General features: G+C 42.5%; 12 protein-coding genes. 1 reads left to right on the forward strand and 11 read right to left on the reverse strand.

All coding sequences use genetic code 11. The features are described 5' to 3' along the window. Window positions 1–327: 327 nt before the first annotated feature. From QZY09_RS13330 to QZY09_RS13375, 11 genes are all read right to left on the reverse strand, one after another. Complete coding sequence (locus tag QZY09_RS13330) at window positions 328–894, reverse strand: K(+)-transporting ATPase subunit C (protein WP_295673121.1); 567 nt, start codon at window positions 892–894, stop codon at window positions 328–330. A 21-nt stretch (window positions 895–915) separates the two neighbouring features. Then, window positions 916–2,946, reverse strand: coding sequence for a potassium-transporting ATPase subunit KdpB (kdpB, locus tag QZY09_RS13335; RefSeq protein WP_295673122.1), 2,031 nt, complete (start codon window positions 2,944–2,946; stop codon window positions 916–918). 19 nt (window positions 2,947–2,965) lie between these two features. Further along, window positions 2,966–4,681 (reverse strand): potassium-transporting ATPase subunit KdpA, encoded by a 1,716-nt coding sequence (kdpA, locus tag QZY09_RS13340; RefSeq protein WP_295673124.1) that lies wholly within the window; start codon window positions 4,679–4,681, stop codon window positions 2,966–2,968. 31 nt (window positions 4,682–4,712) lie between these two features. Beyond that, on the reverse strand, window positions 4,713–4,790 hold the full coding sequence (locus QZY09_RS24750; RefSeq protein ID WP_091380852.1) for a potassium-transporting ATPase subunit F: 78 nt from the start codon (window positions 4,788–4,790) through the stop codon (window positions 4,713–4,715). 808 nt (window positions 4,791–5,598) lie between these two features. Beyond that, window positions 5,599–6,855, reverse strand: coding sequence for a sodium:proton antiporter (locus QZY09_RS13345; protein ID WP_295673126.1), 1,257 nt, complete (start codon window positions 6,853–6,855; stop codon window positions 5,599–5,601). Window positions 6,856–6,966: 111 nt separating this feature from the next. Further along, on the reverse strand, window positions 6,967–7,653 hold the full coding sequence (locus tag QZY09_RS13350) for a porin family protein (protein WP_295673128.1): 687 nt from the start codon (window positions 7,651–7,653) through the stop codon (window positions 6,967–6,969). A 69-nt stretch (window positions 7,654–7,722) separates the two neighbouring features. Beyond that, window positions 7,723–9,072 carry a sigma-54 dependent transcriptional regulator gene (locus tag QZY09_RS13355; RefSeq protein WP_295673130.1) on the reverse strand — a complete coding sequence of 450 codons (1,350 nt, stop codon included), beginning with the start codon at window positions 9,070–9,072 and terminating at the stop codon, window positions 7,723–7,725. Window positions 9,073–9,319: 247 nt separating this feature from the next. Next, window positions 9,320–10,651, reverse strand: a complete 1,332-nt coding sequence (locus QZY09_RS13360; RefSeq protein ID WP_295673132.1) for a Gfo/Idh/MocA family oxidoreductase — start codon at window positions 10,649–10,651, stop codon at window positions 9,320–9,322. Window positions 10,652–10,820: 169 nt separating this feature from the next. After that, complete coding sequence (locus QZY09_RS13365) at window positions 10,821–11,222, reverse strand: hypothetical protein (RefSeq protein WP_295673133.1); 402 nt, start codon at window positions 11,220–11,222, stop codon at window positions 10,821–10,823. 93 nt (window positions 11,223–11,315) lie between these two features. Beyond that, window positions 11,316–11,597 carry a DHCW motif cupin fold protein gene (locus QZY09_RS13370; protein ID WP_295673135.1) on the reverse strand — a complete coding sequence of 94 codons (282 nt, stop codon included), beginning with the start codon at window positions 11,595–11,597 and terminating at the stop codon, window positions 11,316–11,318. A gap of 180 nt (window positions 11,598–11,777) precedes the next feature. Beyond that, window positions 11,778–11,981, reverse strand: a complete 204-nt coding sequence (locus tag QZY09_RS13375) for a YqaE/Pmp3 family membrane protein (RefSeq protein WP_295673138.1) — start codon at window positions 11,979–11,981, stop codon at window positions 11,778–11,780. Between the two features lie 247 nt (window positions 11,982–12,228). Between QZY09_RS13375 and purU the strand changes: the two genes are divergently transcribed. Next, on the forward strand, window positions 12,229–13,056 hold the full coding sequence (gene purU / locus QZY09_RS13380; RefSeq protein WP_295673140.1) for a formyltetrahydrofolate deformylase: 828 nt from the start codon (window positions 12,229–12,231) through the stop codon (window positions 13,054–13,056). The last annotated feature ends 130 nt before the right edge of the window (window positions 13,057–13,186 follow it).

Consider the following 13,186-nt stretch of genomic DNA (forward strand, 5'->3'; position numbering starts at 1 on the left):
ATGTTTGCTTTTCCCGAAAAGTCGGTTTTAAAATAGGTATCTACCGAACCACTCAGCACCAGGGGTGCGTCGCCGGTGGTTTTAATCGTGTCCTGCGCTTTCGCAGTTATAGTAAGGCCTGCAATGGCCAGTATGAGTAATGTTGTTTTATTTTTCATTTATGAGATTTATATACAAATTAATTATTTCGGTAAACGTCAAATGAGCGTTGTCATGCTGAGCCTGTCGAAGCACGCGGGCAAACGCCTCTACGCGCGCACTTCGACAAGCTCAGGGTGACACCGTTTTTTCTCCATCTGACTACTCTATTTTTTTAAGAACAGAAAGTTATTTCTTCAACTCATCCAAAGCCACGTTCATTTTCAAAACGTTTACTTTTGATGGGCCGAACAGGCCTAAAACAGGTCCTTCGGTATTATCAGCAATTATTTTTTCAACCTGTGCAGCCGGGAGATTGCGCACTTTGGCAATCCTGGCTACCTGAACCCCGGCGCCGGCAGGCGATAAGTCAGGATCCAAACCTGAGCCAGAAGAGGTAACCAGTTCGGCTGGGATCTCACCACGTTTTACGGTGGGGTTATGTACCATAAAGGTATCGATCAGTTTCTCAACGCCTTTCAGGTAGTCAGGATTTGAAGGGCCCTTGTTTGAGCCTGCGCCGGCATCTGCCTGGTAATTGGCGGCAGACGGGCGCGACCAGAAATACTGATCCTTTGTGAATTTTTGGCCGATGTTGGCATAACCAACAACGCGCCCTTTGTAAGTAACGGTAACGCCGTCACCTTGTCCCGGTGTAAATTTTCCAATGCCTGCTATTACCAATGGGTAAAGACCTGATAACAGCACTAACAACACAACTGTTATTTTTATTGAAGGCAATAAATACGTTTTCATATTAATATTTATTAATGTTAATTAGATTAAAATGCCGACCAAAAGATCGATTAATTTGATACCTATAAACGGAACCAATACGCCGCCCAATCCATAGATCAACAGGTTGCGACGCAATAAAGCGCTAGCGCCTATTGGTTTGTACTCAACACCCCTTAAAGCCAACGGGATCAGTAACGGGATAATGATCGCGTTGAAGATTACTGCCGATAAGATCGCCGATTGAGGGCTGTGCAGGTCCATAATATTTAGTGATTTCAACGCAGGGATAGAGACCATGAACAAAGCCGGAACAATAGCGAAATATTTGGCCACGTCGTTAGCGATAGAGAAGGTGGTTAAAGTACCACGGGTCATCAGCAATTGCTTGCCAATCTCCACGATCTCGATCAGTTTGGTTGGATCATTATCCAGGTCGACCATGTTACCTGCTTCTTTGGCAGCCTGTGTGCCGCTGTTCATCGCTACGCCAACGTCAGCCTGGGCCAAAGCTGGTGCGTCGTTTGTACCGTCACCCATCATGGCTACCAGTTTACCGCCCTGTTGCTCAGCTTTAATATAGTTCATTTTATCTTCGGGCTTAGCCTCTGCAATAAAATCATCCACACCGGCTTTATTCGCAATAAATTTTGCGGTTAACGGGTTGTCACCAGTTACCATTACCGTTTTTACACCCATTTTGCGCAGGCGCTCAAAGCGTTCGGCTATGCCTGGTTTAATAATGTCCTGTAACTCAATTACACCCAATATCTTTTCATTTTGTGATACCACTAATGGGGTACCGCCGTTTGAAGAGATCTCTTTTACGCTTTCTTCTGTATCAGCCGGGAAAGGATTTCCTGCTTTTAAAGCGATGTTACGGATAGAGTCGAAAGCGCCTTTACGGATGCGTAAACCCTCAGGGGTATCCAAACCGCTTGAACGGGTTTCGGCAGTGAACTTAATAAACACCGAACCATCAGGCACTTTAGCGTTTACTTTAGTTTTACCGGTTTCGCCCAGCTCAACGATGGATTTACCTTCAGGGGTTTCGTCAGCCAATGAGCTTAAAACACAGGCGGTAACAAAATCAATTTCATTGATACCTTTTGTTGCATAAAAGTTGGTAGCCTTGCGATTACCAATGGTAATGGTACCGGTTTTATCAAGCAGCAGGGTGTCAAGGTCGCCTGCTGTTTCAACCGCTTTACCTGATTTGGTAATTACGTTGGCACGCAAAGCCCTGTCCATACCTGCAATACCGATGGCCGATAAAAGGCCACCGATAGTTGTGGGTATCAAACAAACAAATAGTGAAATAAATGCCGCAATGGTAATAGGGGTATTGGCATAGTCGGCGAATGGCTTTAAGGTAACGCACACGATCACGAAGATCAGCGTAAAACCTGCCAGCAATATGGTTAATGCAATTTCATTTGGTGTTTTCTGGCGTGATGCACCTTCAACAAGGGCAATCATCTTATCCAGGAAGCTTTCGCCCGGCTGGGTAGTCACCATCACCTTTATTTTATCCGACAGTACTTTTGTACCGCCTGTTACCGATGATTTATCACCGCCTGATTCACGGATCACCGGTGCAGATTCACCTGTAATTGCCGATTCATCAATGGTAGCAATACCTTCAATGATTTCGCCGTCGGTAGGGATATTGTCGCCTGTTTCGCAGATAAAAATATCGCCTTTTCTAAGTAAAGAAGACATTACTGTCTTTTCCTTGCCATCAACCAGCACACGGCCAGGTGTTTCCTCGCGGGTTTTGCGCAGGCTTTCGGCCTGGGCCTTGCCGCGTGCTTCGGCAATCGCCTCGGCAAAAGTGGCAAATTGTACAGTTAGATATAAGATGATGAATACGCTAAGGTTATAAGCGAAGCTTCCCTGAGTTTTATTGAACAGCGAGAAAATAGTTACCACCAGCATAATAGCAGCGCCGATCTCTACGGTGAACATTACCGGGTTGCGGAATAATAAACGGGGGTTCAGTTTAGTGAAAGAATGCCTGAAGGCCTCTCTCACCTGATCGCCCTGGAATAATGTATTTTGATTTGATCTCATGATTGATTCTTTCTAAAATTTATTTAATACTAACGTGTTCAGCAATTGGCCCAAGGGTCAATGCGGGGAAGAATGATAACGCGGCAACGATAATGATGACCGCAAATATCATTATACCGAAAGTTACAGTATCAGTTTTAAGTGTTCCTGCCGATTCGGGAATAAATTTCTTATTAGCAAGAATCCCAGCTATGGCTACCGGACCAATAATCGGTAAAAACCGTGCTAGGAAGATTACCAAACCGGTGCCAAAGTTCCAAAAGATATTATTTGCTGTTAACCCTGCATAACCCGAACCGTTATTGGCCGAAGCTGAGCTAAACTGATATAACATCTCGGAAAAGCCGTGAAAACCCGGATTATTTAACCAGGCCGAAGGCTTGGTTGCCCAGTTGATATTCGGGTAATTCACCAGCACCCATGATGCGACCGAGGTACCTACCAATATCAAAAAGGGGTGCAACAATGCAATCAGCGAGGCGATCTTCATTTCGCGTGCTTCAATTTTACGACCCATAAATTCGGGTGTACGCCCAACCATCAGCCCGGATATAAATACGGCAATAATGATAAATACGTAGAAGTTAAGATAACCTACCCCAACTCCACCGTAAAAAGCATTAATCATCATATCAAACATTTGTCCAATACCTGATATTGGCATCATGCTGTCGTGCATGGCATTTACCGACCCGTTGGAAGTTACAGTGGTGGTAATACCCCAGTAAGCTGACGCGGCTGCGCCAAAACGGACTTCCTTGCCTTCCATTGAACCACCCGGTTGGCTGATACCTAAATGCGCTATAGCCGGGTTGCCGCCAATTTCCGCCCGGATAGAAGGGATAAGCATCGACATAAATCCTACTGTCATTACACCAAAGATCACCCAGGCCAGCTTCTTTTTATTCAGATAATAGCCCAAGGCAAACACCAGCGCAATAGGAATAAGAACGATGCTGATGTTTTCAACCATATTTGCCAAATAGTTAGGATTTTCAAGCGGGTGTGCCGAATTTGTGCCAAACCAGCCACCGCCGTTAGTACCCATTTGTTTTATGCCGATCATAGCTGCTGCCGGACCGCGCGAAACGTGAACCGTATCGCCCTGTAAACCTATTACGGTATCTTTCCCTTTGTAACTGGTTGGTGTACCGTTAAAAGCTAAAATAACAGCTACTACAAAACTCAAAGGCAGTAATATCCTGGTAACAGATTTCACTAAGAAATCCCAGAAATTACCCAGTTTATCGGTAACCTTATCTTTCATTGCCTTAACTACCACCATCATGGCAGCAATACCTGTAGCCGCACTAACAAACTGGAAAAACATTAACACAAATACTTGTGTATAATAAGTTACCCCGCTTTCGCCCGAGTAATCCTGCATGTTTGTGTTTGTTAAGAAGCTCAACGCCGTATTAAAAGCAAGGTCGGGCGTTTGGCCTGGGTTATGATCAGGGTTTAATGGTAAATGCCCCTGGAATATCAAACAGAAAAAAGCGTAAAACAGCCAGATAACGCTGATTGTTAACATTGCTTTTAAATGTTGTTTCCAGTTCATTTCGCGGGTAGGGTCGATGCCGCTGAGTTTGTATATAAGTCTTTCCAACGGGGCCATAAAGTCGAGCCAGGTTTTTTCACCCTTAAACACCTTGGCGATGTATTTACCCAGCGGTATGGCCAGGCCAACCATTGCCAGGTACATAAAAATGACACCTAAGATTTCAGTATTCATAATTTTTTGTTTTGATGATAATTAATAGCGATTAAAATTTTTCGGGTTTGAGGAGCACATAAACCATATAAAAAAATACAGCGATGGCTACGATAAATAATGCGATCATGATTTTTAAATTTTTTCGAAGTAATTAACTGATTTGAAAAAGAGCCAGAATATGACAATGAAGCATATGACGTAGGCAATTGTTAGGATGGTATCCATTTTTGTTTTGATTTAAAAGGGCTGATTGTTTTTGTTAGTTTAATAGTTATTTGTAAGGGCTAAAAAGTTTTGATTTTTATGTAGATGATATAAAGCACCGCCAGGGCAAACAGCCATGATATGGCGATCATTAAAACATCTTTAAAGGAGTATTTCAGTTGTTGTTTTTTCATTGTTTCAGGACGCGGTTTCAGAATTTTGGAATTCGATATAAATATTTACAAATCAATTAGTTAATCCAATATCACCGGTCACTTTATAAAATGACTGTTATCATTCAAGGGTGATTGATAATGTTTCGACCGGGATAAGATCTTTTGTTGGAAATGGATTGATTTAATGGTGAGCCTGGATATGATTATGAAGCATAATACATAAGTGAGAGCAGCTATAATATTCATTTTGTTTGATTTGATTGCAGGCACATATACCAAGCTAGTGCCACAAATGCCAAAATATTTATAACATACTGAAATTCAACTTAATAATTGATTTTTGATAACTTATCAGATTTGCCGATTTGAGAATTCCACTATCATTTTGATAGGGTTTTATCAAAATGTTAATTGATGAGGTGTAGGTTTATAAGATTTTCAGGGTTTTCAAGGTTTCATTAAAAATTCACAAGGTAAACCCGTAATTTCTTATGAAATATAGCAGTCGAAATGATAAAACAGGGGTGCTAATGCCCGTTGGTAACGATAGAAAAGTTATTGTGTTTTTAATTTTTCCCGTGCAGCAAGCCTTCTTACAAAATCGCCAATGGTTAAGCCCTGTACCAGTATTGAAAACACAACCACAATATAGGTTACCAGCACAAATTCATCCTTGTGCATTGCCGGCGAAAGGGATAAAGCAAGGGCTACTGATAATCCCCCCCTCAATCCGCCCCATGTGAGAATAGGCACTACATTTTTTTCAAAATCAATCCAAAACTTTAAAAAATAAACCGGAATAATTACAGAGATCCACCTGGCAAGTAACACAACTACGATGATAATCATCCCGATGAGAAACACGATGGAATTAATTTTGATGATCAGCATTTCCATGCCGATCAATAAAAAAAGTACCGCATTTAATATCTCGTCGATCAGTTCCCAAAATTTACTCAGATAATCCTGGGTAATGTCTGACATTACTTCGTCTTTTACTTTATTCCCGGTGATGATCCCGGCGACTACCATGGCCAATGGGCCCGAAATGTGCATAAATCCCGCTATTGAATACCCGCCCATTACTATTGCCAGCGTTATTAAAATCTCCACAGTATAATTATCGATACTACGCAGCGTCCAATAGCCCATATATCCTAAAACAGCCCCGAATAAAAGCCCGCCCACAGCTTCCTGCATAAATAATTTTACCAGGTCAAAAAAATGAAAATCGGCGATTCCGTTTTTAGCGATCTCGGCGATACTGATGAACAATACCACCGCAACGCCATCATTAAATAACGATTCGCCGGAGATCTTGATCTCAAGGGATGAGGGAATTTTTGCCGCTTTTAAAATTGACAGTACAGCGATGGGATCTGTCGGCGAAATCAGCGCACCAAATAAAAGGCAGTAAATAAAATCAATATTTATCCCGAAAAACTTAAACAGGTACCACGACAGTGCCCCTACAAGGAAGGTAGATAGGATGGTCCCGATGGTTGACAAGATAATGATTGGCCATCTTTCCTTTTTTAATTTATTGGAATTTATATGGATGGCCCCTGCAAAAAGCAGGAAGCTGAGCATAAAATTCATCAATGCCTTTTGAAAATCAATAGAGGCAACAATTGAAACTGCCTTTTCTGTTAAAGCCGGATCGAATTTCCCTACAATAGCCAATAATATGGAAAACAACAGCGCAAGCACCATGATCCCGATGGTTGGCGGCCATTTGATCCATCGTTGGTTAACATAGGCGAATATGGATGTTAAAACGATCGTTGCAGTTAAAATCTCGTCAATATTCATTTAAATGGCGTTAATCAAAATATCTGACAACCTGACATCTTTTATTATGAGGCTTAAAATAGGAATTTTTTAACTTAATTCGCAGCGGAATCATAGTATCCGTTTTAAAACCTAATCTAACCTAACCCCAAAACCAATTTGATATACCTGGTTACGGAAATCCGGCCCGGAGCTACTGTTTGTACTGTTAAGATCTATGGAATATCTAACGTGAATATTAAAACGATCTGTAATATCAAAGCTTTCACCAACGACACCGTCAATAAAAAATTTGCCCCCCTTATAGTTATAGGAACCTCGATTACCTGTAAAGCCCGGTTCAAAAGTATTATTTGAGGATGTCAAAACCGACAACTGCGGTCCTAAAAAAAAATTAAACTTACTATGAGTTGATGCAAACTTTAATAACAAGGGCACGTCAATAAAACTTAGCTTTTGCGTATAGCTACCATCGCTTGTCGTTGAAAAACATCCCTTTTGGGTATATAAAACAGCGGCATCAAACGAAAAAGAAAACTCAACCGGAATATCAAAGTTAACCCCGGCATTAAATCCGGCTATGGCACCTTTAAGATATGGATGCTGTGAATAAACAATATTGGAGATACACAGCCCTGTTTCTACACCAATATGCACAAGGTTGACGTTATTTTTAGCAGACAAAAGCAGCGAACTGTCTTTTTGTTCGATTAAATAAGAATAGCGAATACTATTAGCTTTCCCGGAAACAAAGACGTTTTCATGCGCAATAGCAAAATGAGCAATGAACAATAAGAATACTGAAAGTCTGATTTGCATAAGGCTAAATTCATTAAAGCGTTGAAACCGCCATTTAAAAATCCGAAATCGAACATCCGAATTCCGAACTCATTCCAACCCGTAATCCTTCAGTTTTCGGTACAAAGTTGCCACGCCGATATTGAGCAACCGGGCCGCTTCGGCCCGGTTGCCATGGGTATGGTTTAAAACACGCTGGATATGAAGTTTTTCGATAGATGCCAGGTCAAAAGCTGACAGAGAAGTGCCCGGTTTTACAGGTGATGGTTCCTGCATTTCGTAAGGCAGCAGGCTTTCATCAAGTATCGTCTCATCAGCCAATATAACCGCCCGTTCAATCACATTCTTTAATTCGCGGATGTTTCCGGGCCAGCTATAAGCCTCCAGCTTTTCTACAAACTTGTCGGTCATCCCGGTGAATTGTTTTTTCACCTTCAACCCAAAATAATTCATAAAGTATTCAGCCAGCAGCCTGATGTCTTTTTTCCTGTCGCGCAACGCGGGAAGCGTGATCTGGAAAACAGATAAGCGATAATACAGGTCTGATCGAAAGCCCTCTTTACTTACTTCGTCCTGCAAATTGCGGTTGGTTGCCGCTAATATCCGCACATTTACCTGGGTAGGCTTGGTATCGCCAATCTTTAAAAACTGCTGAGATTCAAGCACCCGCAGTAATTTGGCCTGCAATTCGTGATCAAGCTCACCAATTTCATCTAAAAAAATGGTGCCGCCATTAGCTTCTTCAAAAAGTCCTTTTTTATCCTTTACAGCACCAGTAAATGAACCAGCCTTATGACCGAACAGTTCACTCTCCAATAACTCCTTGGTAAAAGCACTGCAATTTACCGCCACAAAAGCCTTACTATGGCGTGGGCTGGCCTGGTGTATAGCCTCTGCGAATAACTCCTTCCCGGTACCGGTTTCTCCCAGCAGCAAAACGGTAGTATCGGTTAATGCAACTTTTTGAGCAAGTTTGATAACATCGGTTACCGCCGCTGATTTACCGATCAACCGGTCGAAACCAAATTTATCATTCAGCTTTTGTTCCAATTCCTGTACACGGTATTGCAGCAATGCCTTATCCATTGCTTTGCTTACCAGCGGGATGATCCGCTCGTTATCATCACCCTTGGTTATATAATCAAACGCGCCCGATTTGATGGCTTTCACCCCATCATTTATGGTGCCGAAGGCTGTTAAAACAATAACTTCGGTTGCTGGTCGAATGGATTTTATTTGCAGTGTAAGATCGATCCCATTATAATCAGGCAGCTTTACATCGCTGATGACCACCGGGATATTTTCCTGCTGGAGTTTCTTTAATCCCTCTTTCCCGTTGGCTGCTACCAGCACATCATACCCCTCCAGTTGCAGTATCCTGGCCAGCAGGTTGCGCAGGCGTTCCTCGTCATCAATAATTAACAGCTTTTCCTTTTGCATGATCAAAAGGCAAAAGTGATTATTAATTTCGGATTTCGGATGTTCGATTTCGGAATTATTGGATTTTAGAAATTATAGAATATCAAAAACTCCGCGTTTCTCCGCGACAATCTTGGCGGCCTCCGTGGTAAAAATTCAAACACAGAGATCGCAGAGAAGCCGCAAAGGACACGGAGTATAGACAACAATCGTTTAATTCTTTTACTTTTAAAATCCGAAATCGAACATCCGAAATCCGAAATCTCCCTTACACCTTCGGCAGTTTATATCCGTTATGATATTCTTTCATCAGGTATTCGCGGTTAACTCCCTTATCGGTAAATTCATGCGCTGCATCGTTCCATTCCAGTTTTTTACCGGTGCGATAGGCAATATTTCCCATTTGCGCTACGGTCGCAACATGTGCGCCGGCCTGTATCGGGCAATGCAAATCCTCCATTTTGCGCGATTTTACCACACTTACAAAATTCTCCCAATGCTTATCCAGGCCATTGTCTGACGAGGCTACAAATGGTTTTACCACCTTGTTTTTGCTTTGCCGCTCCTCAATAACTTCCCATCCGCCACGATTTAAGATCAGCGTGCCGTTATTACCGATATAAGCAATCCCATGGTCGCGGTTGTACGAGCCATTGTCAATCCCCATCGCCGAATCCCAAACCATGTTAAAACCATCAAATTCATAAAGCGTGGTTAAAGTATCCGGGGTTTCTTCGTATAATTCAGGGTAAGCAAAACGCCCGCCCAGTGCCGAAACAGATTTAGGAACGGGCGAATTCATCCCCAATAAACCATAATCCAGCAGGTGAACACCCCAATCGGTCATCAGGCCGCCGGCATAATCCCAAAACCAGCGAAAATTAAAATGGAACCTGCTTGAGTTAAACGGAACCGTTTTTGCAGGGCCAAGCCAGCCTGCATAGTTAACACCATCGGGGGCCGCACTGTCTGCCACCACCGGGCCGGGTTTCATCCAGCCCTGGTAACACCAAACTTTTACCGTACGGATATTACCCAGCTGACCACTATGTACAAAGTCGACCGCATCCTTAAAATGCTGCTGGCTGCGCTGCCATTGGCCGGCCTGCACCACTTTGTTATAACGTTCCTGCGCCTTTACCATGGCCCGGCACTCCCCAATGGAGTTGCCCACGGGCTTTTCAACATAAACATCTTTACCTGCTTCGCAGGCATGCATCATGATCATGGCGTGCCAGTGGTCGGGCGTGCCAATTACAACGGCATCAATATCTTTTTGATCCAACAGCGCCTGGTAATTATCATACCGCCTTATTTTTGAGGTGCCATAATTCATTTTCGCCAGGTCAGCCATCCTTTTATCCATCACATTCTTATCCACGTCGCAAATAGCCACCAGGTTTACGCCGGGCACTTTTAATGCGGCGGTCACATCGGCCCAGCCCATTCCGTTAATGCCGATGGCGCCAATATTAAGCTGGTCGCTCGGCATTATCCGGTTTTTAAAAATAGCAAATGCTTTATTGTTAAAGGTTGAGGCCAGCAGACTGCCCCCGGCAACAATGGCCGATTTTTGCAAAAAATCTCTTCGTGAACTCATTAGTTTAATTTATATGGTTGCGATAAATTTAAACTAATTTTATGAATGTGGAATGATACTTTTGATGCAATTAACAGGGTAAAATGTTAACCCTGTTCAGGTTTTTGGTAACATCTTTGTTATTGATCCTAAAATCTGTCGAAAAATGAAAAAATGTCCACTTTCGGCTTTATCTGATCCGCACATAGGTATCTCCAAAGCCATCGCTGATGAACAAATCGTTCAGGTATAAGGTATCATTTTTGACGTAGATGCTACTGCGCCAGTCGCCTATTTTTAAAACATCTACTTTTTGTGTGGGAGTATAATTATAGCCTTTTATGATGGAATAGCTGCGCTGGATGAGCAGGGAATCGTTCTCAAAGCGTTTATAAGTACTATCAGCATAAAACTCATCCCTGAAATTATTGCCCGTGTTTTGAGGAGTATACGTAAGTCCTGCTATCCCACCCACTGATTTCACCCAGCGCCATTTGCCGGTTAAAGAGTTTGAAGGTAGTTGGGTAGACTTTTTGCATGATACCGCACTCAAAATGAATAATGCAAGTATTATTGAAAGGATTGCTCTCATAAACAGCAGATTAATTGGAGTGATTACGGTGTGATCAGCAATTACGATACAGGGCAGTCAAAAAATATCATTTATCAAATCATATGACCCAAGCTATTTGGGTAGGATAACCTGTAAAGTTTCGGTTTGAACAGTAGATTTCAATTTCAAAAAATCACCGTCAATGATCAGTAATTTCACCCCGTTTTGGGTAACGGAACGATGGGAACTTAATTCGTCAGATACGATATAACTCATCCCCGGAGTCAATTGAAAACTTTCGCCGGTTTCAAGTTCTGTGGTAAACGCGCCTTCAAGGCAATGTACAATATGCTCTTTTTGGCACCAGTGATCGGCTAAATAACCTTCGCTATATTCAACTAACCTTAAACGCAAACCCGCAAATTACAGGGTTTGCCACCAGGCGGTGCCGGTAGTTCCGGGATGCATTGTTTTGACAACGTTTTCCCAGTTGATTACCCTAAAGGGTATATTTTCAGCATCCATATTTATGGTTGAGGTTTAATGGCCTTTATTTTTTTAGCCCTCTCCCATGGAGAGGGTGGGGTGAGGCCATTAAAACCCTCTGCGTGTTGCCCTGGCATAGCGCCTGAAACGCCTGTCTTCATAAAAATCATTTACCACCAAAATAGAGTGGATGATACCCGGGATCCAGAATAAAAGTGTTAAAATAATGTTCAACACAAACGACCCCATTCTGCCGGTGGTAAGTATGGCTATCGGCGGGCATAAAAAACATAAAAAGTAACGCATGATCATTGATATAATATTGTTGTTCCTATTCGCTATGATATTAAAATGCAGGGTTTTGTTACGGATAAAAATAAAAAATTTAGTTGAATAAGTTGTTTGAGAGGATGGTTGATTAAGTTGCTCAAAATTCATGGATCATCGTTCATGGTAAAAAAGGGTACGGCATATTCGTCACAACTTTTCAACTTTCCAACATTACAACCGTACAACACCTAATAAAAATTATCTTTACCCGTATTCGTTTTCACAATTTATGATCATTGTTATCCAATGTACCGACCAGGTGGGCCTGGTAGCCTCCATAACAAAAGTTATGGCCCGCGAGCAGCTTAATATCGTTTCGATGCGCGAGCATGTGGACCAGGCACAAAATCGCTTTTTTATGCGGCTGGAAGTATCCCACGAAAGTGACCCCGACCATCTTGAAAGGAAACTGCGTGATATACTCCCTGCAAACCCAATTGTACATATCAATCCGCTTCCGCAAAAAAGGGTAGTCGTGATGGTTACCAAAGAGTACCATTGCGTGGCCGATATATTGATCCGCAATTATTACGGGACGCTGGGCGCTACGGTGATGGCAGTTATCGGCAATCACACCGTACTCGAGGATATCTGCAAACGCTTTGATATGCCTTTTTATGCTGTATCGCACGAAAATATCAGCAAGCCGGAATTTGAAGAAAAAATTTCAACCATTATCGATCAATACGATCCGGACTATATTGTGCTGGCCAAGTTTATGCGGATACTATCTCCTGCATTGGTGGAGAAATTCCCGATGCGGATCATCAATATCCACCATTCATTTTTACCGGCCTTTATAGGTGCGAATCCATACAAAAAAGCCTTTGAACGCGGGGTTAAACTGATAGGGGCCACGGCGCATTTCGTATCCAACGAATTGGATGAAGGGCCGATCATTGCGCAGCAAATTATTTCAGTAAACCATTCGTACACCGTGGCCGATATGGTAACAGCAGGTAAAGAAATTGAAACCGCCGTACTGGCAACCGCCCTTAAGCTGGTTTTTGAGGACAGGGTGTTTGTGTTTAAGAATAAAACGGTGGTGTTTGATTGATGGAAATATGCTCTGCTTCATTGGTAAAGAGAAATGAAAATATCGATAGGATGTTTATACATTTGGTAAACCCAAAACACCATGAGTTCACGCCGCAATTTTGTTAAAAGCACTGCCGCAGGCTTAGGCC

This window comes from uncultured Mucilaginibacter sp. (assembly GCF_903913935.1).
Classification (GTDB): domain Bacteria; phylum Bacteroidota; class Bacteroidia; order Sphingobacteriales; family Sphingobacteriaceae; genus Mucilaginibacter.

Excerpts from the sequence above, each read along its gene's own strand:
- QZY09_RS13330 (WP_295673121.1), bottom strand. The coding sequence starts at position 894 with ATGAAAACGTATTTATTGCCTTCAATAAAAATAACAGTTGTGTTGTTA.
- kdpB (WP_295673122.1), bottom strand. The coding sequence starts at position 2,946 with ATGAGATCAAATCAAAATACATTATTCCAGGGCGATCAGGTGAGAGAG.
- kdpA (WP_295673124.1), bottom strand. The coding sequence starts at position 4,681 with ATGAATACTGAAATCTTAGGTGTCATTTTTATGTACCTGGCAATGGTT.
- QZY09_RS24750 (WP_091380852.1), bottom strand. The coding sequence starts at position 4,790 with ATGATCGCATTATTTATCGTAGCCATCGCTGTATTTTTTTATATGGTT.
- QZY09_RS13345 (WP_295673126.1), bottom strand. The coding sequence starts at position 6,855 with ATGAATATTGACGAGATTTTAACTGCAACGATCGTTTTAACATCCATA.
- QZY09_RS13350 (WP_295673128.1), bottom strand. The coding sequence starts at position 7,653 with ATGCAAATCAGACTTTCAGTATTCTTATTGTTCATTGCTCATTTTGCT.
- QZY09_RS13355 (WP_295673130.1), bottom strand. The coding sequence starts at position 9,072 with ATGCAAAAGGAAAAGCTGTTAATTATTGATGACGAGGAACGCCTGCGC.
- QZY09_RS13360 (WP_295673132.1), bottom strand. The coding sequence starts at position 10,651 with ATGAGTTCACGAAGAGATTTTTTGCAAAAATCGGCCATTGTTGCCGGG.
- QZY09_RS13365 (WP_295673133.1), bottom strand. The coding sequence starts at position 11,222 with ATGAGAGCAATCCTTTCAATAATACTTGCATTATTCATTTTGAGTGCG.
- QZY09_RS13375 (WP_295673138.1), bottom strand. The coding sequence starts at position 11,981 with ATGATCATGCGTTACTTTTTATGTTTTTTATGCCCGCCGATAGCCATA.
- purU (WP_295673140.1), top strand. The coding sequence starts at position 12,229 with ATGATCATTGTTATCCAATGTACCGACCAGGTGGGCCTGGTAGCCTCC.